General features: G+C 68.4%; 27 protein-coding genes. 11 read left to right on the forward strand and 16 right to left on the reverse strand.

Annotated features, from left to right (window positions below; translation table 11 throughout):
- Window positions 1-105: 105 nt before the first annotated feature.
- A complete protein-coding gene (locus GFJ45_RS04135; RefSeq protein WP_228386464.1) occupies window positions 106-1,416 on the reverse strand; it encodes an ABC transporter substrate-binding protein in 1,311 nt (436 codons plus the stop codon).
- Window positions 1,417-1,567: 151 nt separating this feature from the next.
- On the opposite strand from GFJ45_RS04135, the gene GFJ45_RS04140 reads away from it, so the two are divergent.
- Window positions 1,568-2,329 carry a FadR/GntR family transcriptional regulator gene (locus GFJ45_RS04140; RefSeq protein ID WP_153394449.1) on the forward strand — a complete coding sequence of 254 codons (762 nt, stop codon included), beginning with the start codon at window positions 1,568-1,570 and terminating at the stop codon, window positions 2,327-2,329.
- Window positions 2,330-2,373: 44 nt separating this feature from the next.
- Here GFJ45_RS04140 and GFJ45_RS04145 read toward each other — a convergent pair whose 3' ends face one another.
- Window positions 2,374-3,132, reverse strand: a complete 759-nt coding sequence (locus GFJ45_RS04145; RefSeq protein ID WP_153394451.1) for an SDR family NAD(P)-dependent oxidoreductase — start codon at window positions 3,130-3,132, stop codon at window positions 2,374-2,376.
- Window positions 3,133-3,297: 165 nt separating this feature from the next.
- Between GFJ45_RS04145 and GFJ45_RS04150 the strand changes: the two genes are divergently transcribed.
- From GFJ45_RS04150 to GFJ45_RS04170, 5 genes are all read left to right on the forward strand, one after another.
- The gene (locus tag GFJ45_RS04150) at window positions 3,298-4,029 is read left to right on the forward strand and encodes a FadR/GntR family transcriptional regulator (RefSeq protein WP_153394453.1); all 732 of its coding nucleotides are present in this window, start codon (window positions 3,298-3,300) and stop codon (window positions 4,027-4,029) included.
- A gap of 27 nt (window positions 4,030-4,056) precedes the next feature.
- A complete protein-coding gene (locus GFJ45_RS04155; RefSeq protein ID WP_153394455.1) occupies window positions 4,057-5,241 on the forward strand; it encodes a CaiB/BaiF CoA transferase family protein in 1,185 nt (394 codons plus the stop codon).
- Window positions 5,238-6,380, forward strand: coding sequence for a carbohydrate ABC transporter substrate-binding protein (locus GFJ45_RS04160; RefSeq protein WP_153394457.1), 1,143 nt, complete (start codon window positions 5,238-5,240; stop codon window positions 6,378-6,380). The genes GFJ45_RS04155 and GFJ45_RS04160 overlap by 4 nt, the downstream gene beginning before the upstream one ends.
- Window positions 6,377-7,147, forward strand: coding sequence for an enoyl-CoA hydratase/isomerase family protein (locus GFJ45_RS04165; RefSeq protein WP_153394459.1), 771 nt, complete (start codon window positions 6,377-6,379; stop codon window positions 7,145-7,147). The genes GFJ45_RS04160 and GFJ45_RS04165 overlap by 4 nt, the downstream gene beginning before the upstream one ends.
- Window positions 7,148-7,208: 61 nt before the next feature.
- Window positions 7,209-8,162 (forward strand): MBL fold metallo-hydrolase, encoded by a 954-nt coding sequence (locus tag GFJ45_RS04170; protein WP_153394461.1) that lies wholly within the window; start codon window positions 7,209-7,211, stop codon window positions 8,160-8,162.
- A 126-nt stretch (window positions 8,163-8,288) separates the two neighbouring features.
- Here GFJ45_RS04170 and GFJ45_RS04175 read toward each other — a convergent pair whose 3' ends face one another.
- Both GFJ45_RS04175 and GFJ45_RS04180 read right to left on the reverse strand, forming a co-directional pair.
- Complete coding sequence (locus GFJ45_RS04175; RefSeq protein WP_153394463.1) at window positions 8,289-9,161, reverse strand: potassium channel family protein; 873 nt, start codon at window positions 9,159-9,161, stop codon at window positions 8,289-8,291.
- Between the two features lie 166 nt (window positions 9,162-9,327).
- Window positions 9,328-9,954, reverse strand: a complete 627-nt coding sequence (locus GFJ45_RS04180) for a flavodoxin family protein (RefSeq protein ID WP_153394465.1) — start codon at window positions 9,952-9,954, stop codon at window positions 9,328-9,330.
- Window positions 9,955-10,129: 175 nt separating this feature from the next.
- On the opposite strand from GFJ45_RS04180, the gene GFJ45_RS04185 reads away from it, so the two are divergent.
- Together GFJ45_RS04185 and GFJ45_RS16665 are read left to right on the forward strand one after the other, a co-directional pair.
- On the forward strand, window positions 10,130-10,909 hold the full coding sequence (locus GFJ45_RS04185; RefSeq protein WP_153394467.1) for a CHRD domain-containing protein: 780 nt from the start codon (window positions 10,130-10,132) through the stop codon (window positions 10,907-10,909).
- 9 nt (window positions 10,910-10,918) lie between these two features.
- Window positions 10,919-11,707: a class F sortase gene (locus tag GFJ45_RS16665; protein ID WP_153394470.1), complete on the forward strand. Its 789-nt coding sequence runs from the start codon at window positions 10,919-10,921 to the stop codon at window positions 11,705-11,707.
- A gap of 20 nt (window positions 11,708-11,727) precedes the next feature.
- Here the strand turns inward: GFJ45_RS16665 and GFJ45_RS04195 are convergent, their stop codons facing one another.
- The gene (locus GFJ45_RS04195; protein ID WP_153394472.1) at window positions 11,728-12,534 is read right to left on the reverse strand and encodes an anti-sigma factor; all 807 of its coding nucleotides are present in this window, start codon (window positions 12,532-12,534) and stop codon (window positions 11,728-11,730) included.
- Window positions 12,531-13,097, reverse strand: a complete 567-nt coding sequence (gene sigK, locus GFJ45_RS04200; RefSeq protein WP_153394474.1) for an ECF RNA polymerase sigma factor SigK — start codon at window positions 13,095-13,097, stop codon at window positions 12,531-12,533. Before sigK ends, GFJ45_RS04195 begins: the two co-directional genes overlap by 4 nt.
- 177 nt (window positions 13,098-13,274) lie before the next feature.
- Here sigK and GFJ45_RS04205 point away from each other — a divergent pair, with 177 nt between their 5' ends.
- Window positions 13,275-14,312, forward strand: coding sequence for an asparaginase (locus GFJ45_RS04205; RefSeq protein WP_153394476.1), 1,038 nt, complete (start codon window positions 13,275-13,277; stop codon window positions 14,310-14,312).
- Window positions 14,313-14,376: 64 nt separating this feature from the next.
- On the opposite strand, the gene GFJ45_RS04210 is transcribed toward GFJ45_RS04205, so the two are convergent.
- Window positions 14,377-15,666 carry an aspartate aminotransferase family protein gene (locus tag GFJ45_RS04210; RefSeq protein WP_228386471.1) on the reverse strand — a complete coding sequence of 430 codons (1,290 nt, stop codon included), beginning with the start codon at window positions 15,664-15,666 and terminating at the stop codon, window positions 14,377-14,379.
- A gap of 116 nt (window positions 15,667-15,782) precedes the next feature.
- On the opposite strand from GFJ45_RS04210, the gene GFJ45_RS04215 reads away from it, so the two are divergent.
- Both GFJ45_RS04215 and GFJ45_RS04220 read left to right on the forward strand, forming a co-directional pair.
- The gene (locus tag GFJ45_RS04215; RefSeq protein WP_153394529.1) at window positions 15,783-16,970 is read left to right on the forward strand and encodes a CaiB/BaiF CoA transferase family protein; all 1,188 of its coding nucleotides are present in this window, start codon (window positions 15,783-15,785) and stop codon (window positions 16,968-16,970) included.
- Entirely contained in the window at window positions 16,967-17,731 is a 765-nt protein-coding gene (locus tag GFJ45_RS04220; RefSeq protein ID WP_153394480.1) for an enoyl-CoA hydratase/isomerase family protein, read from the forward strand. The genes GFJ45_RS04215 and GFJ45_RS04220 overlap by 4 nt, the downstream gene beginning before the upstream one ends.
- Window positions 17,732-17,787: 56 nt before the next feature.
- Here GFJ45_RS04220 and GFJ45_RS04225 read toward each other — a convergent pair whose 3' ends face one another.
- From GFJ45_RS04225 to GFJ45_RS04265, 9 genes are all read right to left on the reverse strand, one after another.
- Window positions 17,788-18,534 carry an SDR family NAD(P)-dependent oxidoreductase gene (locus GFJ45_RS04225; RefSeq protein WP_153394482.1) on the reverse strand — a complete coding sequence of 249 codons (747 nt, stop codon included), beginning with the start codon at window positions 18,532-18,534 and terminating at the stop codon, window positions 17,788-17,790.
- A complete protein-coding gene (locus GFJ45_RS04230; RefSeq protein ID WP_153394484.1) occupies window positions 18,531-19,283 on the reverse strand; it encodes a maleate cis-trans isomerase family protein in 753 nt (250 codons plus the stop codon). Before GFJ45_RS04230 ends, GFJ45_RS04225 begins: the two co-directional genes overlap by 4 nt.
- Before the next feature lies 1 nt (window position 19,284).
- The gene (locus GFJ45_RS04235; protein ID WP_153394486.1) at window positions 19,285-20,175 is read right to left on the reverse strand and encodes a polysaccharide deacetylase family protein; all 891 of its coding nucleotides are present in this window, start codon (window positions 20,173-20,175) and stop codon (window positions 19,285-19,287) included.
- 38 nt (window positions 20,176-20,213) lie between these two features.
- Window positions 20,214-21,131 (reverse strand): NAD-dependent epimerase/dehydratase family protein, encoded by a 918-nt coding sequence (locus tag GFJ45_RS04240; RefSeq protein ID WP_153394488.1) that lies wholly within the window; start codon window positions 21,129-21,131, stop codon window positions 20,214-20,216.
- An 82-nt stretch (window positions 21,132-21,213) separates the two neighbouring features.
- The gene (locus GFJ45_RS04245; protein ID WP_153394490.1) at window positions 21,214-22,203 is read right to left on the reverse strand and encodes a M29 family metallopeptidase; all 990 of its coding nucleotides are present in this window, start codon (window positions 22,201-22,203) and stop codon (window positions 21,214-21,216) included.
- A 62-nt stretch (window positions 22,204-22,265) separates the two neighbouring features.
- Complete coding sequence (locus GFJ45_RS04250; protein WP_153394493.1) at window positions 22,266-23,543, reverse strand: TRAP transporter large permease; 1,278 nt, start codon at window positions 23,541-23,543, stop codon at window positions 22,266-22,268.
- On the reverse strand, window positions 23,540-24,094 hold the full coding sequence (locus GFJ45_RS04255; protein WP_153394495.1) for a TRAP transporter small permease: 555 nt from the start codon (window positions 24,092-24,094) through the stop codon (window positions 23,540-23,542). The genes GFJ45_RS04250 and GFJ45_RS04255 overlap by 4 nt, the downstream gene beginning before the upstream one ends.
- Before the next feature lie 4 nt (window positions 24,095-24,098).
- Window positions 24,099-25,175, reverse strand: coding sequence for a TRAP transporter substrate-binding protein (locus GFJ45_RS04260; RefSeq protein ID WP_153394497.1), 1,077 nt, complete (start codon window positions 25,173-25,175; stop codon window positions 24,099-24,101).
- Between the two features lie 76 nt (window positions 25,176-25,251).
- Entirely contained in the window at window positions 25,252-25,935 is a 684-nt protein-coding gene (locus tag GFJ45_RS04265) for a cyclase family protein (RefSeq protein WP_153394499.1), read from the reverse strand.
- Window positions 25,936-26,525: the final 590 nt, after the last annotated feature.

Here is a 26,525-nt window from a genome sequence, read left to right on the forward strand (position 1 = left end):
CGGTTGGCCTCTGCCGCGCCCGGCGGGGGTCCCCGCCCGACTCACCGGTCGCGGGGGTGAGGCCCCGCCCTCTCGGGGAGTCGAGCGGAGACGTCCTCGATGTGGTCACTGGTCGGTCGCCGCCAGCTGCTGTAGCGCGTCGTCGACGGTGACGCCGCCGTCGATGAGCTGCTGGGACAGGCGGTGCATCAGCTCCAGCGTCTCGGCGGAAAGGGCACTGTGCAGCAGGGGCTTGGACTCCGGCAGCCACGAGACGATGTCACCGACGGTAGCGATGCCCGCACCCGAGGTGTCGATCGTGGTGTCGGAGGCGATCGCACCTGCCTCCACGTAGAAGTCGGTGAGGGCCGCGGTGCTCGACAAGCTCTCGACCGCGTCGTAGGCGAGTTCGGGGTCGGCCGTCCACTCGGTCACGGCATAACCGATGCCGCCTTCGGCGGGCAGGAACGAGGAACCCTGGTCCGTCACCACCGGGGGCTTGAAGACGCCGAGGTCCTCACCAAGGAACTCATCAAAGCTCTTCCAGTGCGCCACGTCAGAGATGAGACCGATCACATGAGCCGAGTCACCGCCCTGGAACTTGGTGTACTCGTCCATGAACTTGGCGGTCGAGTTGACGCCGTCGTTGTACCAGCCCGCCTCGTGCTGGTCGACCCAGAGCTGGAAGAGCTGCTTTACCTCCGGCGAGGTCCAGTCCCGATCACCGGCGAGCCAGGCGTCGTACTGCTCTGCGCTGAAGACTCCAGCACCGTAGGTCGAGAGGTGAAACTCAATGCCGATGCCCTCCTTGTTGCCGAGGCTGAAGCAGTCCTGGCCGGTCTCGGCGATCGCTGTGCACACCGCCTCTAGCTCCTCGTAGGTGGCAGGTGGCGCTTCCGGGTCGAGTCCGGCCTGCTCATAGACAGCCTTGTTGTAGTAGAACGGCAGCCCTTGCAGGGTGATCGGGACGGCATAGGTCGTGCCCTCGGCCTGGAAGGCCTCCCAGCCGGTGAGCCGCTCCTTGGTGTCTCCGAGCATGTCGTCCAGCGGGGCCAACGCTGAGATGCGCTCACGCATCTGGGCCCCGCCGTTGAAGAGCACCACGTCGGGGCCGGAGCCGGACTCGATGGCAGTGCCGAGCAGCTGGTAGTAGTTGTCGAACGGCTGGGCGACGAACTCAAGCTCCACGCCCGGGTGCTTCTCCGCGAAGTCGGCGCGGGCGGTCTCGAAGTAGGCCTGGGCCGCGGCGTCGCCGGACTTCCAGTCCCAGACGACCAGCTTGCCGTTCTCGCCGCCCTCGGCGGCCGAACCCGCATCGCCGTTGTCCGAGGCAGCCCCGCATGCGGCTACGGTCATCAACAGGGGGAAGCTGGCCAGAGCCACCAGCCGGGGGGACAGCGGGCGACGAGCCTTCCCGCTCGGGTGTGCTGCGGACATGAGCCCTCCTGGGGTGTCGGTGGATCCGGAGGGCGCCTGCACCTGGTCTGCGGCGACCTCGTCCCGGTATCATCGGACGTATGATGTCGTATGTCAACGTTTTTCGCCGCGGCCACAGCAGGGCCGCCCGCAACCGGCTTACACTGCCGCAATGTCGAGCGATGGACATCGGGTGACGGTGTCGCCGTTCGCCCAGAAGCGTGACCCCGCCCCCATGCTGGGCGTTGCTGTCGTGGAAGCGCTGGTCGACGCGATCGTCTCCGGGGAGCTGCAGCCCGGTGAGCACCTGCCGCCCGAGGGCTTGCTCAGCGCGCAGTTCGGGGTCAGCCGAACCGTCATCCGGGAGTCGGTGAAGAGGATCCAGGAGAAGGGCTTGGTCACCATCGTGCGCGGCCGGGGCACCTCGGTGGCGCCGGTTCGGTCCTGGAACGTCCTCGACCAGGTGGTGCTGACGTCCCTCATCAAGCATGACGACACCTTCGGCGTGCTGGATGAGCTGAGCGTGGTGCGCGCGCAGCTGGAGTCGGTGATGGCCGCCGGCACCGCCGAACGCCGTTCCGAGGCTCAGCTACGGCAGCTGCGAGGCCATCTGCAGCGGATGCGGGACTCGCTGGAGGATGAGGCGACCTTCCGTGCCGCCGACGTCGACTTCCACGAGGTGGTGATGTCCGCCTCGGGCAACCGGTTGGCCGAAAGCATCGCCCGGACCCTGTTCGACCGGGCGCTGGAGAGCAGCCGCTACCGCGGTATCGACCCGGCGGACAACTTCCGGGTGACCTTGGCAGAGCACGAAGCTGTCTTCACCGCGATCGCAACCCAGGACGCCGCAATGGCCCAGCAGACGATGCAGCGACACATCATCGACGCCTGGCAGCGTCGTCGGCTCCCCACGCACCTGCCACAGCAGTACTGAGCCGGGGCCGCGGAGGGTCGCTGACGACCCTGCCTCGTTCGGGTTCAGGCTGCGGTCCACCCGGCGTCGACGGCAAGGACGGCGCCAGTCACGAACGAGGCGTCGCTGCTGGCCAGGAAGGCGATCGCGGACGCGACCTCCTCGGGCTGGCCGATACGCGGGATCGCGTGGTGCGCCTCGACCATGCGCTGCATCGCGCCCGGATCGGCGTCCCCGCCGACCTTCCCGCCGCGGATCAGCGGCGTATCGATGAGCCCAGGGGCCACGCAGTTGGCCCGGACGCCGGCCGCGCCGTGGTCCAGCGCCATCGCACGGGTGAGGTTCTCCACCCCGGACTTGGCCGCGCAGTAGGCCGAGCGGTTCCGCTCGCCGACCGTGCCGATCGCCGAGGAGATCGTCACGATGGCCCCTGCGCCCTGGCGCTCGAAGAACGGGATCGCCGCCCGGCAGATGTAGAAGACGCCGTCCAGGTCGACCTCCATGATCGTGCGCCACTCCTGCAGAGAGGTATTCGGGACGGTGTCGCAGCGATCGACGCCGGCCGCGGTGACCACCACATCGATCCGACCGTGCGCCTGGACGACCTCGTGGACAGCTGCCTCGATGCCTGCCGCGTCCGCGACGTCGACGGCCCGCCCCTGGACGCTGCGGCCGAGCTCATCCACGGCCGACTCCAGGGCCGCCTCGTCCCGGTCAAGCAGCACCACCCGGGCGCCCTCCTGGCTCAGCCGCGCCGCGGTCGCCCTGCCGATCCCGGACCCGCCTCCCGTGATCACTGCTACCTGCCCTGCGAACCGATCCATCTCCTGCTCCTCCTCTGTGACGAGTGGTGCGACGCGCTGAGGCTATGCGCGGGGGCGCACGTCAGCAAGACTTTCATCAGACTATTTCCGCTTTTTGTCTGATGAATCTTGTCAGGGGGCTTGGCTGATGTCTAGGCTGCTCGTGACCGACCGAGGAGGAAGCGCATGGAACCCCGCGACCGCGCGGCGCCGTACCACAGCGAGGGCCTCCACGGCCGGCTGGTGCACCAACTCGGTCGCGAGATCGTGACGGGACGGCTTCCTGCTGGGGGGTCCCTTCCCACCGAGGAGCAGCTGGTCCGCAGTTTCGGTTCCAGCCGCTCGGCCGTTCGAGAGGCAACGAAGGTGCTGGTGGCCAAGGGGCTGGTGCTCTCTCGGCGCAAGGTGGGCACAATCGTCCAGCCCGAGTCTGCATGGAACCTGCTCGACCCGGACGTGCTGGCCTGGCGCTACGAGGACGAGCCGAGCAGCCTGCACCTGGATCACCTGGCCCAGATGAGAGTGGTCATCGAACCAGAGGCAGCGCGCATGGCGGCTCGGGCCAGGAAGCGTTCCGCCGCGCGCGCCATCCGCGAGAGCTACCACCGGATGGAAGAGACCGTGCACGACTCGGACGAGTTCATCCTGCACGACCTGGCCTTCCACCGGGCGGTGATCGAAGCCGGCGGCAATCAGCTGCTCGTGCATCTCCATGCGGTGCTCGAGGTGGCCCTGGCTGCCGCGCGCCAAGTGCACACCCGCAACGTGCGCCGCAACCGCCGATCGCTGCCCGCCCACAAGGCTGTGCTGGAGGCGATCCTCGCCCGGGACGGTGACGCGGCTGCTGACCTGATGCGCCAAGTCGTGACCAACGCCCACCACGACATCCGCCGCGAGCGCCGCGCGGCCACCAAGTGACACCGCACCGACCGACCAGGAGCCGCCATGACCGTCCTCGCCGACTACCGCGTCCTCGACCTCTCGATCGCCATGGCCGGACCGCTGGCCACGATGCGACTCGGCGACCTCGGGGCGGACGTCATCAAGATCGAACCCGTCAGTGGCGAGTGGCAGCGCCACGTCAGCGCCGGTGGCGCGACCGGTAACGAGGTCAACGCCTCCTTTCTCTCCCTTAACCGCAACAAGCGCAGCCTCGCGGTGAACCTCAAGAGCGAGGAAGGAAAGAAGCTGCTCGCACAGCTCGTCGCCACCTCGGACGTGGTGGTGCAGAACTACCGCCCCGGCGTGGCCGAGCGCCTCGGCGTCGACTATGCCAGCGTCAGGGCGATTCGGCCCGACATCGTCTATGTCTCGATGTCCGGATACGGCGAGTCCGGCCCCTACGTCTCCCGACCCGGCCAAGACCTCCTCCTGCAGGCAATGGGTGGGGCGCTCTACAGCACCGGGTCGCCAGATGCACCGCCGCAGGCCGCGCCCTACTTCCTGGCGGACGCCATAGCCGCCTACTCCGCCTTCGAGGGCGCGCTAGCCGCGCTGTTGCATCGCGAGCGCACCGGGGAGGGACAGCTGGTCGAAGTCAACATGCTTGACGCCCTTATCGCCATGCAGATGCAGGAGCTCGCCGTGCGCACGGTCGGCGGAGTCCCCCAGAGTCGCAGCACCCAGGTGCACGCCCACAGCTACATTCGCGCGCCTTACGGGATCTACAACACCGCGGACGACTATCTCGCCCTGGCGTTCGCCGACCTCGACGTGCTCGCCGAAGCCCTGGACGAGCCCGAGCTGAAGGCTTGGGACGCCGAGCGGGACGGGTTCACCCACCGCGACGAGATCTCGGCATGCGTCGCGCGCGGTCTGCGCAGGCGCACCACCGCCGAGTGGTTGCAGGATCTTGGCTCACGCGGCGTCTGGGTGGGGCCCGTGTACTCCTATGACCAGCTGGTCGAGGATCCGCAGGTTCGGCACAACGGGTCCTTCATCACCTACGAGCACCCCACTGAGGGCACTGTCACTACCCCTGGCTTCGCCTTCCGGATGCACGGCACACCCGCGTCGGTCAGCCGTCCGGCACCGCTCGCTGGCGAGCACACCACCGAGGTGCTCGCCGGTCTCGGCCTCTCGACCGCTGAGGTGGAGGCTCTCTGCGGCGGCGGGGTTGTCCGGACATGAACCCGCCGCTACGCGGTCTGACCTGGGACCACCCGCGTGCATACCTGCCGCTGGAGACCTTCGAGCGGCTCAGCACCGCCCCGGCGGTGACGTGGGACCGACAACCTCTCGCCGACTTCGAGGCTCGACCGCTCGAGACCCTCGCTCCCGACTACGACCTCCTGGTCGTGGACCACCCAGGGCTTGGACACGCAGTGGCCACCGGATCGCTGCTGCCGTGGAACGTCGTCATGACAGCAGCCGAGCTGGATGCCTGGGCCGACGCCAGCGTGGGACGGACTTGGGACAGCTACCACCTGCAGGGTGCCCAGTGGGCGCTGCCGATCGACGCGGCGACCCAGGTCTCGGTCGCTGCAGCGGACATCCGGATCTCGGTGCCCGGCACATGGCGCGACGTCCCGGCCCTGACCAGCGTGGTCCCCACCGCCTTGTGTCTCGGCGGCCCGCACGCGCTACTCACCCTCCTCGCGATGGCCGCCGACCGGCGACCCGGTTCCCAGTGTCTACTGGACCCGCTGCGGGCCGAGGCCGCCCTGGATCTCCTCCGACGGCTTTGGAAGCGATGCGACCGAGAGGTTTCCGTTGGAGACCCGATCTCGGTGCACGAGGCAATCTCGGCCGGCCGCGTGGACTACTGCCCCCTGACCTACGGCTACGCCTCCTACGCCCGCCCAGCCCCGGACAGCCGGCCGTTGGTTTGGGCCGACGCGCCCGCATTCACAGGCCGCCATCCCGGCAGCGTTCTCGGCGGCACCGGCCTGGCTCTCTCAGCCCAGCGGGACACCGACCTGGCGGCGGTGCGGGAGTGGGCCAGGACGTTCCTGACTGCGGACGTCCAGTCAGGCCTCGTGCCGGACGCATCCGGTCAACCTGCCCACCGCGCGGCCTGGGACAGCCAACGCGTCGATCAGCAGTGGGGCGGCTACTACTCCGCGACCCGCCAGTCGGTCGAGACCGCCTGGATCCGCCCTCGGCAGGACGGCTGGGTCCGGCTGCAAGACGTGGGCTCGTCGTGGGTCCGGGAGTTCCTGGACGGTGATCGGCGAGCAACCGCCGTCGCAGAGCAGTTCAACAAGCGCTATGCCGCGCTCGTGAGCGAGCAGCCGGTGAGCGCCCCGACGACCGTAGGAGAAACGTGAGCGAACACATCGGGTTGGACGTCACCGACGGAGTCGGGGTCATCACCCTGCAGCGGCCGGAGAAGCTCAACGCCGTCACGACGGCGATGAGCACCCAACTGTTGCAACTGGTGGCCGCGTTGGACGATCGCGACGACGTGCGCGTCCTGGTCCTTACCGGGCAAGGGGAACGGTCCTTCTGCGTCGGTAGCGACATCGGAGAGGTGGACGGCTATGCGGATCCGTGGCACTTCCGCAACCGGCGCGACTACTGTGATGCCATCCGCGCGCTTCGGCTGCCGGTCATCGCGGCGGTGAACGGCTACGCCTACGGCGGCGGCCTCGAACTGGCCCTCTCGTGCGACATCCGCCTGGCCAGCACCACGGCCTCTTTCGCCGCGGCCGAGATCAAGCTGGGCTGGATCGGCGGAGGCGGAGTCTCAGCGTTGCTGTCAGCCAATGTGTCGGCGACCAACGCCGCGCTCCTGCTACTCACCGGCGAGCCAGTTGGCGCGACCGATGCCCTGCAGATGGGACTGGTCAGCCGGCTGCACGAGCCGAGCGAGCTCTCCGAGGCTGCGCTGACCCTGGCCCACTCGATTGCCGCCCGTCCCCCGATCGCGGCACAGTCCGCCAAGGCCAACCTCACTGCTGCGCGCAGCATGGGGCTCGAGGCCGCGATCCAGTACGAGCGCGAGATGCAGGCAATCTGCATGGGGACGCAGGACGCCGCCGAAGGGCGTCGGGCGTTCGCGGAAAAGCGCACCCCTACCTTCATCGGCCGCTGACCAGACAGGAGGACGCCGTGCTGACCACGTCCACCATCGGCCGCAGTTCGGAGAGCCGATCATGACAGCCGGTGACGAACGGCTCCTCGGCGACTGGATCCGCATAGAGACGGAGTACCTTGAGTCGTGCGGACTCCCACTGTGGCTGCATGCCCTCCCCCATGACGGTGGGCTCGTGCTCCTGGACAGCGGCACCAGCATCACGCCCGAGACCTCGGTGCGCGGCCGGCTGGCCGAGGCCCGCCGTCGCCTCGAGGACATCGACCTCGTCGTGAATAGTCACGCCCACCCAGACCACATGGGAGGCAACGCCGCACTGGCTGCGGTCACCAACGCTGCCTTCGCCGCTCCCGCCGCCGAGGCCGAGTGGCTGGAGGACAACGAGACCGTGATCTCAGAGCTGTGGGAGGCCAACCCCGACGCCTACCGGCTCACGCCAGGGGAACGATCAGAGCTGGTCGGCCTCTTCGGAGACAGGGTGCGCATCGATCGGCTGCTCCGGGACGGCGACCACCTCGAGCTCTCGAGCGGCATGCTGCGCGTGATCACGACCAGCGGTCACTCTCCCGGTCACATCGCAGTACACGACCAGGACCGCAAGCTGCTGTTCACCTTCGACGACGTCCAGGCCGCCGGCGTCCCCATCGCCGGCACTCCACACAAACTCGCCCCCCTCTACCATGACGTCCGGCGATACCGGAGCGGCCTCCGCCGACTGCACGACGTCGAGTTCGAGCTCCTCGTCCCCTCCCACGGGGACCCCCTTGACGCCGAGGGCGGTCAGGAACGGATCCGAGAGAGTCTGGCCTTCGTTGACCTGGCCGAGGAGTTTGTCCACGACTACATGCAGCGTCACCGCGAGATCACCCTCCGCGACCTGGCAGAAGCGCTGGGCACCCAGCTCGGTCCCTACGACGGTGTGAACCTGCAAACGGTGTCGATCGCCCGGGCGCACCTTGACGACCTCACTCGCCGCGGAGTCGTCACGACCCGCTGGCGCCTCGCCGATTCTTGATGTTGAGCAGCCGGGGCTGTGGTTGTAGGCAACCGCTTCGCGACGGGGCTCCGGAGTTTGCCCAAGCGATGGCAGCAACGGCGTAGCGATCATGACGTGTCGGATCAGCCCCACCCTGCCGCCGGTTCACTCGACGCGGTGGCCCTGGTCGGCGGCATAGGCCTCCAGTACTGCGCGGGTGTCCTGTCCGCTGCGCAGGTACTGGTCGTCGATGAGGCGCGCGAAGTCATCGAGCGCGTGGGCGAGCACCTCGGCGACCACCGGGAGGTCTGTCCCGGACGACCGCCGTGCGTTCTCCATCAGTTCGTAGGCGAAGCTGAGATTCGCGGCCAGGGCGGTGTCCTGGTCTGTCTCCTGGAAGTAGTAGGTCTCGGCGTACTGGGTCAGGTCCACCCGCACGGCTGCCAGAGCACTGGCGACGTCCTCCACGGTCCGCGCTGCCGTAGGGTCGCTGATCTCGTGCAGGACCTTGCCGATACCGGCACGCCGCAGGGCAGCCAGCCGGACAGCGGCCACGCGACGGTCCGTCACCGCGGAGTACACCTGCAGGATCCAGGACACCGAGGCTGTCAACATGGTCAGGCCCATCAGCGCCTGCACCGGGGCCAGCATGCGCAGCCACATTGCGGTGGGCACGATGTCGCCATAGCCCAGCGTGGCGACGGTGACCAGGGACAGGTACAGCGAGTCGGCGAGGTTGTTGCGCACCGCGGGCTCCAGGCCCGGGTCGTAGGAGAAGTCGGCGGGCATGTGCGGCCAGTACACGAGGGTCCACCCGGCGACAGCCAGCGTCGTCCAGACGGCGATGGCGCCCACCATGGTCACCGGTCCGGCCAGCTGCCGCGCGCGGCGGCCGAGGCGAGGAGTCACTCGGCGGACGATGGCCAGCACCAGGCGGTTGGTCCGTCCCCGCGCACTGGGATGCCAGAGGTTCTGGAAGATGTCCCAGAGCACCCCCAGGACGATGAGGAATCCCAGCACGGATACCAGTGGACTCATGCTTTGCCCCTTTCTGCTCTGACCACGAGCGCGGCCATTCCCTGTCGCAGAGTTGACGCGTTGGGAACACGGGTCTCTCCGCGTTCTACCGCGGTCGTTCCGCCGCCAGTCTGGGCCTCCTTTCGTCCGTCAGCCGGGACGGGCCTGGCCCGCTCATCGAGCGAGCTCACACCTGCGGGTACGGCGCGGAGCGCAGTACCCGGGCCAGGTGCGCGGCATTGGCCGCCACGGTGGCCGTCGTGGCGGCGGTCACCTCCGGCGTCTCGGCAAGATCCTGGTAGTCGGTGCCGTGCATCGCCTCGCCGTTCCAGTAGGTGACGCCCTGGGCAGGGATGGTGAAGCCCATGTCGTTCAGGCCCTGGAAGGCCGAGGCGGTGATGGCGTGCGCGCCGTCCTCGTTACCGACGACGCAGACGGCCGCGACCTTGCCGAAGGTCAGCGGCTGGTTCTTGTCGTTGCTGAACGACAACTCGGCGTCAAGCCGCTCGAGCACCCGCTGCGCGACGCTGGACATGTTGCCCAGCCACGTGGGCGTGGCGAACACGAGGATGTCGGCGGCGAGCATCCGCTCCCGGATCCCCGGCCAGGCGTCGCCGTCTCCCATGTCGGCCTCGACCCCCGGCCGGACGTCGTGGTCGACCACGCGAATCAGCTCGCCCGAGACGCCGTGGTCGCCGAGCTTGTCGAGCAGCTGCTGAGCCAGCAAGTCGGTGCTCGAGTCGGCCGGTGAAGGCTTGAGCGAGCAGGTGAGGGCCAAGGCGGTCAACGGAGCGTTCGTGCTCTCAGTACTCATGCCCTCTCGCTACCACAGCTGCCGGCGAGGCGCCCGGGGGCAACGGACGTGCAGCCCTCGAACAAAGGATTCGTTCCGGACCAATCCGCCGGTGCGTGGGCGTCGAAACCCTGCTGTCAGTTCCAGCGCGCGGGCGGCGTCCCGTCGCCCGCCGCCGACGATCAAAGGAGATGTCATGCGTTCCACTCGCACCCGGCTTGCCCCGCTCGCCGCTGCCGCTCTGGTGGGCCTGCCTGTCGCAGCCGCCGCACCCGCGATGGCCGACCACGAGGGCACCGAGATGATGGCCGAGCTGTCCCAGCTCAACGACTCCGGGGCCTCGGGCACCGCCTGGGGCGTGTTCGAGGACGACGGCATGCTGACCATCCAGCTGCAGACCCAGGGCCTGCTCGATGGGGCCCCGCACGCCCAGCACATCCACATCGGCGGGGCGAACCAGTGCCCCGACCCCGGGATGGAGGGGTCCGGCCCCAACGGGGAGATCCGTACCACCGACGCAGCCGATGACTACGGCGCTGTCCAGGTCTCGTTGACCACCGAGCCGGGGATGACCGGCGGTGACCACGCGCTCGACGTGGCGAACTTCCCAGCACAGGGCAGCTACAGCTACGAGCGCACCTTCGAGGTGCCTGACGACGTGGCCAGTGACATCGCGGCGGGGAAGGGCGTCATCGTCGTTCACGGCGCGGACCACAACGGATCCGGTGAGTACGACGGCGACCAGGAGTCCGACCTGGACCCCAGCCTGCCCTCGGAGGCCACCGACCCGGCGCTGTGCGGCGAGTTCCAGGTCGCGCAGACCTCGATGCCGGACGGAGGTGTCGCGACCGGCGGCGCCGGGACGTCGGGTGCCGAGCACACTGGCCTGATCGCCATGGGCGCGGCCACGCTGGCCGCCGGCGCCCTCGGCCTGGCCGCGGTGCGTCGCCGGCAGATCACCGGCGACCAGAGCTGACACTGTCCGATGCCCACCACGACCCCCGGAGGCCGTAGGCGCCGCGTCGCGCCTGCGGCCTTCGGGCTGCTCGCGGCCACCGGGCTGGCCCTCCTCGGCTGGGCCTTCACCAACCAGGCCGACGACCCGCCGGCCCCCTCGCGGGACGCCGCCCGCGAGCTCAGCCAGCCCTCACCCACGGGGACTCAGCCGCCGCCGGCGGCCCCAGCGTCGGGCGGGACGTCCGAATCACCGTCGTCCACCACACCAGCGGGGACCGCTGCCCCCTCCCGTGGCCCTGCCGCGACACCCGCTGCCGGACAGCCAGCGTCCGGGATCTCGGCGCCGCGGCCGCTACCGGCCTCCACCCCGGTGCGGGTGCGCATCCCGGCCATCGAGGTGTCCTCGCCACTACATGCCCTCGGCCTTGCGGAGGACGGCACCCTGCAGGTCCCCGGTGGCGACCGCTACGACGAGGCGGCGTGGTACGACGGCTCCCCCACCCCCGGCGAGGTCGGCGGTGCGGTCATCGAGGGGCACGTCACCAGCCAGGGCTCGGTGCCCAGCGTCTTCTTCGACCTGGGGGCCCTGGGTCGTGGAGACCGGGTCCACGTCGACCGGGAGGACGGGACCACGGCCACCTTCCAGGTGTACGGAGTGGAGTCCTTCCCCAAGGAAGCCTTCCCGAAGGTGGCCGTGTACGGGAACACCGAGGGCCCGGAGCTCAGGATCATCACCTGCGGCGGCGTCTACGACCCCGAGCAGCGCCGGCACCTGGACAACATCGTGGTGTTCGCGCGGATGGTCACGTCCAGCTGACCAGCTGTCCGGCCCTGCCTTCAGCCCTCCAGCGGGACGGCGACGATCGGCTCGCTGGTGGGCTGCTGTGATCCGCCCTCCGGCTCCAGCGTGACACCGACCGCGACAGCACCGGCGGGGTCTCCCTGCAGCACCACCTCAGTGCGGTCGTCGCCGTCCTTGGGCATCAGCCCCGCCGAGACCGCCGTGCCGTCGTCGTGGACGAACCACAGCTGGTAGTCCTGCCCCTGCGGCGGCTCCGGCATCTCCTCGGCGACCAGCACGGTCCGTTGCAGCGCCATGGAGCGGACCACGTGCACGGTCGAGCCGTTCACGGTCTCGGTGGACCGCTGGGCGTCCTCTGCCTCCAGCACCTCCTGCACCGCCACCGTGGAGCCGGGCTCATCCCGCCCCCACTGGGTCGCGACCACGCTCCCGACTGCGACGACGGCCGCTGCGGCGGCCGCCAGCCACCACCGGCCATGCCGTGCCGCCCGGCGCTGCCCGAGATGGGTGAGCTCGCCGCCTGGTGCCTGCGCGCCCGCGGACGTCTGGTCGTCCGGCGCGGTTCGCTGCGGCGCAGTACGTGGGGCCTCTTCAGCCACCGCCGTCAGCACGCGCTGCCGCATCCCCGGGGGAGGCTGCTCCTCCAAGCCCTCGCTCAACCCGACCACGGCCTCGGAGAGCTCGGCGACGGTGCGCCGACATGCTGCGCAGTCGGCGAGATGGGCCTCGAACTGAGTCCGCTCGACGTCGTCGACGGCGTCCAGGGCATAGGCGGCCGCAAGGTCGTGCACCGTGCCGTCCTCCCCGCCGCGGTCGTCCCGCTGCTCGTGCGTGCCGCTCATGGTGCACCTCCTTCTAGCTCTCGTCGCAACCTGATCAACCCGTCCCGGATCCGCGTCTTGACCGTGCCCAGCGGCACGTCCAGCCGCTCAGCCACCTCCCGGTACGTGAGCCCCTGGTAGTAGGCCAGCTCGATCGCGGCCCGCTGCACCGGGGACAGCTCGTGAACTGCCATCTGTAGCAGGCCGGCCTCCAGCCGGCCCTGCACGATCTCACTCGTGGAGTCGAAGGCGGGCTGTGTCTGCCGGGATTCGTAGGCGGCCTCCCGGTCGGATTGGGCCTGCGCCGAGCGGACCCGGTCCACCGCTCGACGATGCGCCAGGGTCAGCAGCCACGCCAATGCGCTGCCTCGGTCAGCGTCATAGCTGTCCGCGAGGCGCCAGACCTGCAGATAGACCTCCTGCGTGACCTCCTCGGCCTGCGCCCGGTCGCGCAGCACCCGCACCACCAACCCGAACACACGCGGCGTGGTGAGGTCGTAGAAGCGGGCGAACGCGTCCTGGTCTCCCTCGGCCACGGCACGCACCAGGACCGCAAGCTCAGCAGTCCCCTGGTGGGAGGTCACCGGGCCATCATGCCCGAGAGTCCAGCCTCGGCAATTCCACAACTCCGTCCCGACCGGCCCTGGCCAGGATGAGCGGGCCGAGTCCGAGCCAGGGCTGCCTGTCGGCGCCAGGCGGAGCACGGTAGCGTCCCCGGCACAGCTCCATCACCAGTCGGAGCAGGAGCCACGGGAGGGCGGATGGACAGGCCGCGCGTGAGCGTCGCCTCGTTGGGCGGGACGATCACGATGACTTCCGCCGCCCGCGGAGGGCCCGTGGAGCCGAGACTGAGCGCTGACGAGCTCCTCGAAGCCGTTCCCGGACTGGTTGACGTCGCCGAGGTGGCGGCCAGCACGTTGGCCGCTGTTCCCAGTGCTTCGCTCGGCTTCTCGGACGCACTGGCAGCGCTGGAATGGGCAGAGCACGCCGTGCGAGGTGGCGCTCGGGGCGCCGTCCTGGTGCAGGGGACAGACACGCTGGAAGAGATGGCCTACTTGCTGGATCTGTACTGGGACCGGCCCGAACCGCTGGTGCTCACGGGCGCTATGCGGACTCCGCAGCAGGAAGGTGCCGAGGGGCCGGCCAACCTGCTGGCTGCTGTCCGTGTCGCGGCGTCAGCGGCTGCGCGCGGGCACGGAGTGACTGTGGTGATGAACGATGAGATTCATGCCGCCCGTTGGGTGGGCAAGAGCCACGCCACCAACGTGGCGGCCTTCACCTCGCCAGGGTGGGGGCCGCTGGGGCACGTCGTCGAGCAACAGGTCATCGCAGCGCCGGCCGCGAGCAGGTGGCCTCCGCTCCCCCGGCCGGCGGTGCCGGGCGACCGGCTTCGCCAGCACGGCCGGCCGCGGGTGGCGCTGCTCGAACTGGCACTCGGGGAAGGTCCCGAGATGTTGCTGTCCGCAGTCCATGCCGGCTATGACGGGGTCGTCCTGGCCGGGTTCGGCGCTGGCCACGTGTCCGCAGCCGTGTCCGAGGCCGTCAGCGATGTGGCCAGCCGGATGCCGGTCGTGGTCGCGAGTCGCACTGGAGCAGGTTCCACGCTCCGCCACACCTACGGCTACCCGGGCTCGGAATGCGACTTGGTCGACCGGGGCGCGCTCATGGCCGGATGGCTCGCTCCGCGAAAGGCACGGCTGCTGCTCTGGGCGTTGTTGGCGGCTGAGGCCTCGGCTGACCGCCTGGGAGCGGAGCTCACCCGACGGGGCAGCACCCCAGTGCCGCAGGCCAAGGCCTAGACGCCTTCCGGCTCAACCGAGCCTTCGTTGCCTTCAGGGCGCTCATCAGCCCCTCAGGTCGATCTCACTCCACTGAGGGCAGGACCTCGGTCAGGGCGTCATCCAGGATGGCCAATGCTCGGGTGGCTTCCTCGGCGGTGAGTGTTGTGGGGGGCATGAGCCGCAGCGTGGTCTTGTCGGGGCCACACGCGAGCAGGAGCAGCCCCCGCTCCAGAGCCGCGCGGCGCAGGGCGGAGACCATGTCCCCGGCCGTTCCACCATCCTGCCTGCGAAGCTCGACTCCGATCATTGCCCCGGCTCCACGGACCTGGGCGCGCATTGGCAGCCGATCCACGATCGAACGAAGGCCGGTCATCAGTTCCTCGCCGCGCAGCCTGGCGTTGTCCATGGCGCCGCTCTGTAGCACCTGGATGACTGCCAGCGCTGCGGCGCAGGCCACCGGGTTGCCGCCGAAGGTGCCGCCGTGGGCGCCAGCGGGCCAGCGATCCATCAGGTCTGCCGAGGCGACGATGGCCGAGAGTGGGAAGCCGTTGGCGATGCCTTTGGCCAGGACCAGCACGTCGGGCGCCACGCCCAGCTGCTCGTAGAAGAACATGCTGCCGGTACGTCCGAACCCGGACTGGATCTCGTCGTAGACGAGGACAATCCCATGGCGGTCGGCACGCTCGCGCAGGCCCCGCAGGAACTCGGCGGGTGCGGGCTGATACCCGCCTTCGCCCTGAAACGGCTCGACCACGATGGCAGCCACCTCGTCGGCCGCCAGGGTGAGCGCGAAGACCTCATCCAGCTGAGCCAGGCACCGCTTGACCTCTTCCTCGACTGTCGCGCCTCGTGCGAACGGTGACGGGTAGTCGACGTGCTGGACGGCGGGAAGCGCAGCGGAGTAGCCGGTCCGCTGCGCCGCCGCCGACGCCGACAGCGCCGTCGCGGCAATGGTGCGCCCATGGAAGGAGTGCTTGAAGGCGACGAGTCCAGGACGGCCGGTGGCTCGTAGGGCGAGCTTGACCGCCGCCTCCACTGCCTCCGCACCGCTGTTGCCGTAGAAGACCTTCTGGCCATCGCCGACGAGCTCGACCAGGCGCTCTGCGAGGGTGACGTAGGAGGGGTACAGGCCGACGTTGTGACCGGCATGGACCAACTGGTCCATCTGATCGCGGGCGGCCTGGACCACGGCGGGGTGGTTGTGCCCAACGTTGGTGACCGCGACGCCGCTGGCGAAGTCCACGATCTCCCGCCCGTTCTCCGTCCACAGTCTCGCACCCTCGGCCCGCACAACCGACAGGTCGGTGTGCCGGCTGGATACCGGGCCGAACAGCCCTGCGGCTCGCTCCTGCAGGGTGGCCGCGCTACTCACATGACCCATGACCACTTCCCCTTGTCGACGCATTGACGTATGGTCTGACCATAACGCGGACTGTACAGTGGTGCAATCATCTGATCTGTTCGAAGCCCCCGTCCATGGAGGTCGCCATGACCGCTTTGTCAGGTATCCGGGTCATCGACGCGAGTCACGTCCTCGCCGGGCCCTATTGCGCCATGCTCTTGGCGGACATGGGCGCCGACGTGGTGAAGCTGGAGTCGCCGCAGGGCGGCGACCACAGCCGACACATGGCCCCGAAGCTGCCCGAAGGCTTCAGCGGTGCCTTCGTCGCCGTGAACCGGAACAAGCGAGGCGTGGCTATCGACTTGAAGACGGAGTCCGGCCGGAACACGATGCACCGTCTCGTGGGCAGCGCTGACGTCCTCATCGAGAACTACCGGCCCGGGGTTGCGGCGCGGCTGGGCATGGACTACTCCACCCTGCGCACGATCAACCCGAGGCTGGTTCACTGCTCCATCTCGGGCTTCGGCCAGACCGGGCCTTATGCCTCCCGGGGCGGGTTCGACCTGATCGCCCAGGGCATGTCCGGGCTGATGTCGGTCACCGGCGAGCCCGACGGGGGCCCGGTGAAGTGCGGTCCGCCCATCACTGACCTGGGCGCCGGGCTGTTCGCCACCTACGGCATTCTGTCCGCTCTGACCGCCCGCGAGCGGACCGGGGAGGGCCAGCAGGTCGACACCTCCCTCTTCGAGGCCGGTTTGGCGCTGGAGGTATGGGAGGCGGTCGAGCACTTTCACACCGGCCGCACGCCCGCCCCGACCGGCTCCGGCCACCGGTTGGGTGCTCCGTATCAGGCCTTCCGGTGCGCGGACGGCTACTTCACAGTGGGCGCCGACAGCCCTCGCCACTGGCCAGCGTTCTGCGAGCTGATCGGGGCCGCTGAGCTCGCTGAAGACCCGCGGTTCGCCACCAACGATGACCGCCTGGAGAACCTGGCAGACCTCGTCCGCCAGATCGAAGAGAAGACCGCACGCCAGCCCAGGGAGTACTGGCTCACCCGGTTGGAGGAGGTTGGCATCCCCGCGGGCCCGATCAACACGGTGCCGGAGGCCCTGGAGGATCCCCAGACGCGCGCGCGGGACATGGTGCAGGAGGTCACCTCGCCGACGTTGGGCTCGCTGCGTGCTCTGGGCCCGCCGGTCAAACTGTCCGCGACACCGGCGAGCATCCGTACCGCAGCCCCCCGGCTAGGGGAGCACACGGCGGAGGTGCTGAGCGAGATCGGTGTCACTGAGCAGGAGTTCGCAACGCTGAAGGAGCAAGGAGCCCTCGGATGAGCGATGTGCACATGGAGCGGGACGGTCATGTCGCTGTGCTGAGCCTGGACAACCCTCCCCTGAACATCATGACCGCGCAGATGCGTGCCCCGTTTCTGGCCGCTCTGGACGAGGTCCGGCGCGATTCCCAGGTGCGCGCGGTGGTGCTGACCGGGCGGGGCGACCGTGCCTTCTGCGCTGGCGCCGACCTCAACGAGGAGGCCGACCTCACGCCGGAAACCGTACGAGCGTTCCTGGACGAGGACTGCGCGATCTACGACGGGGTGGCCGAGCTGCCCGTCCCCGTCGTCGCCGCGATCAACGGGCACTGCATGGGCGGGGGCCTGGAACTGGCCCTGTCCTGCGACCTCCGTGTCGTCGCCGAGGACGCCAAGCTCTGTGGCGCGGGAGTGAAGGTAGGACTGGTCGTCAGCACAACGAGGATGACCAGACTGGTCGGCCCCGCAGTCGCGAAGGACCTGTTGCTGACCGGGCGCACCTTCCTCGGGGACGAGGCGGTACGGTTGGGGCTGGCCACCTCCTCCACCCCGCGCTCGCAGGTGCTGAGTTCGGCCGTCAAGCTCGGACAGCTGATCGCGCGCCGTGCCCCGCTGGCGGTTCGACGCACCAAGCAGGCGATCGACGAGGCGGCCGAGCTGCCGTTCGCTGAGGCGATGTCCCGAGAGCTGGACCATTTCGCCGAGCTGTCCGAGACCAACGATCACAAGCACGCCATCGCCGCGTTCTTCGACCGTCAACCGCCGAGCTTCACTGGCGAGTAGCCCGTGACAGGCGGTCTCCGTCCCGCCGACCGACGGGTCCCCGCCAGCCGCGCAGCTCACGCCATGACGTCCCCGCTGTTCGGGCCGAGCGTCTGGCCGACGTAGAGGTTCCCGCCCGGATCGCTGGCCAGCAGGAGCGCGGAGGGCGCTACCTCCGCGGGGGTACCGAACCGTCCCAACGGAAGCTCGGCGGCACGGCGCCGTCGATCCTCCGCGCTCATACCGGCGATCAGCGGCGTCGAGATGGGTCCCGGGGCGATGGCGTTGACCAGCACGTTGTGGCGCCCGACCTCCCGCGCGACCGCCTTGGTGAACCCCAGCACACCGGCCTTGGCCGCGGAGTAGTGAGCGCGCCGCTCGCCCCCCTTCTGTCCCATCTGGGAGGCGATGTTGATCACCCGGCCCCAGCGGGCCTCCACCATGGCCGGCACCACGGCGCGGGAGACCAGGAAGACGCTGCGTAGGTTCCCCTCGATGGTCCGGTCCCACGTCTCGACGTCCATCTCCAGGAACGGCAGCGGCTCGAGGATGCCGGCGGCGTTGACGAGGATGTCGATCCGGCCGTGGTCGGCGGTAGCCGCCCGGACCATCCGCTCGACTTCAGCGGCGTGCGTGAGGTCCGCTCCGTAGCCCGTTGTGCCGGATGCGAACGCTGGTTGCTCCAGCAGTGGCTCCAGCATGGACTGGTCCCGGTCGGTCAGGGCGAGCGTGGCACCGGCTCGCCGGAACTCGCCGGCGATGGCGGCGCCGATCCCGCCGGCAGCTCCGGTGATCAGGGCCGTTCGTCCCTGCAGCACGTTCACGACTGAGGCCCTTCCTGGTCTGTGGGGAGCGCGAACAGCCGCCCCCAGTCATCGGCCAGTTCGGGCGCTGGGCGGCCGACCAGGCGCAGGCATTCCCACAGCGTCACCAGAACGCTGTCCAGGACCGGGATCCCCAGGCGCGCCTCGAGGGAGGGTACGCACGGGGCGCCCCAGACGTTGGTGCACACGATCGCGACTGCCTGGGCGCCCTCCCCCACGGCTTGCTCAACGAGCCGGTCGACCTGGGGTGGGCGAACACGGCCGATAGCCACGTTCGACTCGAGCCCGAGATGCGCCTCGGACACGCAGGTCACCCCGTTGTCGGCGTAGGTGAGCTCGATGCGTTCGGTCAGCTGGGCGATGTACGGCACCGCCAGTGCGCACCGGGTCACCTGGAGCCGGCGAAACGCCTCGAACAGCGCCAGCGTTGTCGTGGTCGCCTTGACGCCGGTCGCCGATTGGATGGCCGCACAGATCTGGCGGTCGTGCTCGAGGCCGAGCCAGGAACCGGAGGTGCCGTTCCAGGCAATGACGTCGACCTCGGCGTCGGCGAGTAGGTGAGCCGCCCTCACCATGGGCTCTACCTGGAACTGGGTGACGGACTCCTCGCCCAGGTTGAGCTTCACGACCGGCACCCTCGTGAAGTGCACGGATACCTCGGGCAGGTCGGCGGCGGTCTGCTGCGTGACCGGCTCGAGACAGGTGTTGGACGACGGGGTCAGCATGCCGATGCGCAGGTGGCGGGTCACGTCAGTCGCGCTCCTGTTCCCGGGGACACCGTCGGGCGAAATCCCGGGCGATATCCCGGAACGGCGACCAGCGGACTCCTTCATGGTCGCTGATGTACTCGATCAGCCGCTCCAGCATCAGCAGCACCTGTGGGCGGCCGGAGACGTCGGGGTGGATGGTGAACGTGACCACGGCGTAGTCCATCTCCCGGTAGACCCAGTCGAACTGGTCCCGCCACATCTCCTCCAGCGACCGCGGGTTCACGAAGCCGTGGCTGTTGGCGCTCTGCTTGATGAACATCATCGGGGGCAGGTCGTCCAGGTACCAGTTCGCCGGCAGCTCGACCAGGTCACTCTCCACACCCCGGTCCATAGGTTTCATCCATGCCTCGGCCGGTGCCGAGTAGTCGATATTCGTCCACGACTCCCCCAGACGGACCCAGTAGGGGGTGAAGTCGTTATGCATCAGTGAGTGGTCGTACTCGACGCCTCGCTCGACCAGCAGTGCATGGGTGTGGTGGGAGAACTCCCACCAGGGGGCCACGTACCCGACGGGGCGCTGGCCGGCGCGGTCCTCGACCAGTTCCAGCGAGCGGTCGAGCACAGCGGCCTCCTGGTCGCGGCTCATCTCGATGGGGTTCTCGTGGCTGTAGCCGTGCAACCCGATTTCGTGACCGCTGTCCACGATGCGTTTGAAGCTTTCCGGGAAGGTCTCGACCGAGTGCCCGGGGACGAACCACGTGGTCGGCAGGTCGTACCGCGAGAACAGCGTGAGCAGGCGCGGCACGCCCACCTCCCCGGCGAAGACCCCCCGCGAGATGTCACCTGGGGAGTCCTGCCCACCGTAGGATCCGAGCCAGCCCGCGACAGCGTCGAAGTCGACACCGAACGCACAAAAGATCTCCTTGGCCATCATCCACTTCCTTCGTCGGTCTGCATCTTCCAGCACGCTCACCCGTGTCCCCGCGCGGTGACCCACTGCCGAGTCAGCTCTGCCCCCACGGACAGCGGGACGCTCGGCGAGAAATCGAGGTCCCGCCGCGCGGCGGACACCTCCAGGGGGCCAAGCGGGAAGACGTTGTACACCGGGGCATCGGCCGTTACCTGCAGCTGGACGCCGGGCACCGCCTCGCGCACGGCGTCCACCAGCTGCGGCAAGGTCTGCGCCTCCCCAGGTCCGATGTTGTAGGCGGCTGCCAGGGGCCTCGAGGGCTCAAGCGCCACGCATACCGCGTCCACGACGTCTTCCACGAAGACGTGCTGGCGGGTGACCCCGGCCGGGTCCGCCACCTGCGTCGTCCGCCCGTTCAGGCCGTCCTCGACCAGCGTCCGGATCAGGCACGACGTGGTCCGACCAGGCCCGTAACAGGAGGCAACACGCAGCGCCACCGCGTCCAGCCCGTGCTCCGCCCGGTATCCACGGATCAGTGCCTCACCGGCGGCCTTCCCGGCCCCGTAGACGGTGTCCGGCAGCAGGGGGCGCGCCTCAGGAACCGCGGTCAGGTCGTCTTGTGCGCCGTAGGCGAGGATGGAGGAGAACCACACCACGCGACGGACGTTGTGGATACGGGCGGCCTCCAGGAGGGAGTACAGCCCCAGCACGTTGATGTCGAGGGCCCGTGCCGGAGCGTCCGGCATCACCATGGGGCCGGACACCCCTCCCGCGTGGACGATCGCGCTCACGTGGTGGCCGACGATGGCCTCGTGCCACCGCTGCGGGTCCGGAAGGTCGTGCGAGAGGAATGGGTAGGAACAGCCCGGGGGAGGCACGCGGTCCATTCCCACGACCCTGCGGCCCTCACCGCACAGGCGACGCGCCACCGCTGCGCCGATGAGGCCGTTGACCCCGGTCACCAGCGTTGTGCCCATCGTGTCCCTCACCCTCGGTCCCTACCGCCCTTCCACCGCCGTGTCCGCCGGGCGGCACCGACTCGCGTCTACCTTCGACACATCACTGCTCCGCCACGAGCCGTCCCTCCTCCATGACCACGTCTCCGTCGATCGTGATGGTCGGGTGCCAGAACACCAGATCGATGTGCAAGCCTGCCTGCACCCGCTCTACGCCGGGATCGGCCGGAGTCGTCCCGACTGCGATGTGCGCGGTGCCCAGGACGGCTTCGGCGCTCATCATGTCGTCGATCATCTGCGCCTCTGGATTCATGCCCACACCCACCTCGGACACCTGGTAAGCGTGCGGAGTGTGCGCCGACTCGAGCAGGTCACTGAGCCGCTGCCCTTCATGACCCTCAGCGATGTGCACCATGCGGCCGTTCTCGATCCTCGCGTGAATGGGTTCGCTGAGAAGGCCTAAGCCGACCCCGTAGGCATCGGCGATGAGCTGACCGGTCGTACCGGCCAGGCTTGGCACCAGGCCCCACTCCAGGCAGGGCGGTGTCCCAAACTGACCGGCGCGGTCGGCCATGCCGGTCAGCGCGCGCCCGGAACGCCCACCGAGATCAATCGCCAGGTCGGTGCCCCGGGTCGTCGTGATCTGCATGATGGAGCCCGCCGTGACCCGGTCCGCGAGGTGCTCAATGCGCTGGCGATGAGCGGGAAAGTCGGCGTACATCGCGCCCGTCCCGTCGAACAGGTGGGGTGGCGGAGAGCCGACGTAGAGGTACCTGGTACCTGCTTGCTGGAGATCCTGCCGCGCCTGACTGTGCCGAACCGACACTGCCGTGATCTCGACGACGGCATCCAGGCCTTCCAGCTGCGCGGCGGCCGTCGCCGGCACCTCGGCATCCGTGCCCTCTGAGGCAGGCAGCTCGACAACGCGGGTTCGGGCGCCCTCCGCCCGCAGCACCCGCTCCGTCTCCACTCGGAGCAGGTCGTCGGTGCCGGGGTCGATGAGAATCCCAACGGACTCGTTGTGCACCCCTCCCAGGCAGGAGAGCAGGTTGGCGACCCCGCGCTGGAAGTCGCTGTTGCTGTGTTGGCTCATTTGCTCATTGCTCCATTCTTGGGGTCTACGTGATGCACAGAAGCGCTCCCTGTGCTGCCGGTCTACAAGCCCACGGCTCTGGGCAGCCAGGTGGTCAGGGCCGGCAACGCGGCCGTCAGGACCAACGTCACCAGGATCGGCGCGTAGAAGGGAGCCGTGCCCTGGATGACTCTCTCCAGTCCCAGCCCCGAGATCTGGCTTCCCACATACAGGCAGAGCCCCACCGGTGGTGTGATCAGTCCGAGCCCAAGGCCGAGCACCATCACCACGCCAACCTGCAGCGGGTCGGCCCCCAGCTCGACCATGGCCGGGGCGATGATGGGCGTGAGGACGATGAGTGCCGCGGCCACCTCCATGAACGTGCCGACAATCAGCAGGAAGACGAGGACGAGCAACCAGACGACGATCAGGTTCGTGGAGACGCTGAACAACGCCTCGCTGATTCGTTGCGGTACTCGTTCGCGCGCCAGGGCGTGCCCCAGAGGCGTCGCGAACGCGATGATCAACATCAGCGCGGAGGTCAAGATGGTGGTACGCATCGCGATGGCCACCAGGTCGCGCCAGCGGAGCACACGGAATACCAGCAACCCGAGCACCAGGGCATAGACAACGGCGATGACGGCCGCCTCGGTCGGTGTAGCGACCCCCAGCAGGATGGCCCCGAGGATGATCGCCGGTGTCAGCATCGGAAGAACCGCCCTGACGGCCGCTTCTCCGAACTCCCGGAGGGTGCTCCGGTGCCGCTGTCCGAGCTCGCGACGTGCGGCGATGATCGCCACCAGGGCCATCAGCGACAGGCCCATCACGACGCCAGGAATGATGGCGCCGACGAACAGGCCCCCGATCGAGGTCCCCGTGATGGAGGCGAAGATGATGATGTTGATGCTTGGTGGGAGGATGGGCCCGATCGTGGACGAGGACACCGTCACGCCCACGCTGAAGTCGTCGGGGTAGCCGTTGTCCCGCATCGCCTTCAGCTCGACCCGGCCCAGGCCCGCGGTGTCGGCGACGGCAGAGCCGGACATCCCGGAGAACACCATACTGGCCACCACGTTGGCGTGCCCGAGGCTGCCGGGAAGCCGGCCCACCAACGCACGGGCGAAGGCAAAGATGCGGTCAGTGATGCCACCGACGTTCATCAGCTCGCCTGCGAGGATGAAGAACGGGATAGCCATCAGGGGAATGGAAGTCATTTGCCCGACCATGCGCTGAGGCAGCAGCGAAAGGTCTGCGCCACCCATGAGCAGGTACAGTCCTGCAGCAGCGGCGATGCAAAAGGCCACCGGAACGCGCAGCAGCATTAGCAGGACCAGCGTGATGAACACCGCGGTGATCATCATGGCGATGCCTCCTCGACTTTGTCCTGCTCGGCGTTCGTCGACCCTGTGATGAAATGGAAGCGGTAGTCGACAAGCATCATCTGCACCATCCGGATCGTGGCTAGCACGGCGAAAGCAGGGACCGCCGCATAGACGTATGTCCACGAGATCGGCAGCGCAAGTGCAGACCTGCCGGTGTCTCGAGCTAGCTCATATCCCTTGACGAGGAGAACCACCAAGATTGCCTCGATGACCAGGAACCCGAACCAGCGGACCACGATCTGCAGGGTTGCGGGCATTCGATCCACGACGAAGCCCACGGAGATGTGCTCAGCCCGCTTCAGTGCACCGATGGAGCCAAGGAAGATGAGCCAGACCATGAGCAGCCCGCTGAGCTCGTTGGACCAGTGCAGCGGGGATCCCAGCAGATAGCGGAACGCCACCGACGTGGCGGTGATGACCAGCAGCGCCACCAAGATGCCGGTCGCGACGATCTCTTCCAGGTTGTCGACGAGGACCCGGAGCGGGCCAGGTGACGCCGGTGGCCCACGGCGGCCATCGCTCGCGTCCATGGCTCTACTCGGCGGCCTGGATAGCCTGGTAGAGGTCGAGCATCACACCGTCCTGGAAAGACTCCGGAAAGCCCTCCAGTCGAGCCCGGAAGGCCTCGACATCCGGCTCAACCAGTTCCATACCACCTTCGCTGGTGAGTTCTCCGCGGAGATCCTCCTCCGCCTGCAGCACCGTCTCGTCGATGAAGTCGCCGGCCTCCTGCGTTGCGCCGTCCAGGGCAGCGCGCTGCTCCTCGCACAGAGAGTCATGTAGTTCCGGATTGATCGCCACCATGAGGTTCGCGACCGTGTGGCCGGTCAGCATGAGGTAGTCCTGCACCTCGTTGAGGTTCGACGTGGCGATCGTTGGCAGCGGGTTCTCCTGGGCGTCCACGACACCGCTCTGCAGCGCAGTATAAAGTTCGGAGAAGTCGACGGGCGACGGCGTCGCGCCCATCTGGGCCCACGACTGCTCGACGACGGGGACAGGGGTAATCCGGAGCTTGACGCCTTGTAGTTCATCCGGCGTCTGAATCGGCTGGTTGGCCGTGAGGTGCCTGGTGCCGTAGTACCAGGAGGGGTCGAGGATGCGCACCTGTGCCTGCTCCTCAACGGTCTCGACTATCTGCTGTCCCGGCTCACCGTCCATCGCCGCCTTCAAGTGCTCGTAGTCGCGGAAGGCGTAGGGCAGAGCCAGCACGTTGGTCTCCGGCGCCACGGTGCCGTAGGCGTTACCGACGATGGCCGCCATCTCCAGCGATCCGCTGGCCAGCCCTTCCAGGTACTCCTGCTCATTCCCGAGCTGCCCGGCGGGGAAAACCTGAACCTCCAACGTGCCGCCACTCTTCTCGGCGGCTAGTTCGGCTAGACGCTCGGTGGCCTGGTCCACTGGTGACCCCGGGGCCACTGCGTGGGCGACGCGCAAGACGACATCCTCACAGTCCTCGCCGACGCTGACCTGCGCTGTCCCATCGGGGCCTCCCTCATCCTCCGGTGAGGGGTCCTCCGCTTGCTGTCCACACGAAGCGATCAGCGATGCCGCGCACACCAGGGTGATCGCGGGAATCGCCCGGGATGGTGTAGTCAATGAGCGCTTGCGCATTGGTTGCTCCAGTCTCTCTGCGGTCGGTCGGTAGGCAAGGTCGCGGGGCCACGCACCGCGACTTCTGGTGGGCGGATCAGTCGTGTTCCTGGAGGGCCACCGCCCTGACCGGTGAGCCGTCCGCTCCTTCGAAGGGGATGGGCAGGGCAAAGAACTTGACCCGCTTGCTGGTGAGGCTGTGGAGGTTGGTGAGATACTCGATGACGGCGATGCCTTCGGGGAAGAAGTGAGCGTGAGTGGTGAACTCTTCCTGCGTACACAGCGCGTACCGCTCAGGATCAGTCACCTGGTAGCGAAGAACGTAATCCGGCGGGTAGTCGTAGCCCACGAGCTTCACCCCTCGCTCGATGAGCCAGCGGCAGGCCGTCGCATCGGTGTACGGAGCCTCCGCCCAGAATCTCATCGATTCCCAGTCGCATTTCTGCGGCCAGTCGGTCCTGAGGAGAACGATGTCGCCTTCGCCGATGTCGGCGGCATGGCGCTCCAGTTCCTCTGCGGTGATGGCTCCGTTGGGTCCCAGGTGGCTCAGGTCGACGACAACAGCGTCCCCGTAATAGCGCTCCAAGGGCACACTAGCGATATCCATACCGTCAGCCAGAAAGTGGTTGGGGCCGTCAGCGTGGGTGAAGCCGTGCATGTTGATCGTCATGTATGTGTGGCGAAAGGGGTCCCCGTCAGCCAGGTCGTCCTTGAGCATGGTGCGGGCAAACCAACGCCAGTGCTTGCGCGTGGGCAGCGTCAAGTCGATCAGCTGTCCCATGTCAGGACCGACCTTCCCGCACCACTCGCTGCCAGCACGTGCCGCCTGGGCCCGGGAAGGGCAGGCGTGGCCGGACCACGCGTGATGGCCACGGAGGAAGGTCCGCACGGCAGTTCGCGGTCATCACACGCATGGGAACCCTCTCGTATGGGCTGAACACAGGATGGTCTGTCCATTCCCCACCATGCTAGGCACGGCCCCCTGCCTTGGCAAGAGATCGCTTCGGGGGCGCGGCTGGCTGGCACATCGGGGCATGCCCGTACCGGCCGCTGGGCGTCAAGCTTCCTGACCGGTGGGGCCGGCCCGGTCGCGGTGTGGTGCCCCTGGCCGGTCATGTCCGGCACAGTGTCCGTGCGGCTCGTTTCATTCTTGTTTCGCTTCGGTGACAGCGACCGCACGTTCGCTGGGCGTGGACTCGGCACGGCAGGTGCAGCGGCTACCTCCGGCCACTGGCAGAGCCGCACCGGCCCGACTCAGGCCCCCACGGGCCAGTCCCCCGAGGGGCCGGCATTGCTGGCGGTGCCGTCCCGGTTCGCGCCCGACCGCCGCGGCGAACCCCGTGAGCCGGCACCACGTCGGCGCACTCGTGG

This window comes from Ornithinicoccus halotolerans (assembly GCF_009602535.1).
GTDB classification, from domain to species: Bacteria; Actinomycetota; Actinomycetes; order Actinomycetales; family Dermatophilaceae; genus Ornithinicoccus; species Ornithinicoccus halotolerans.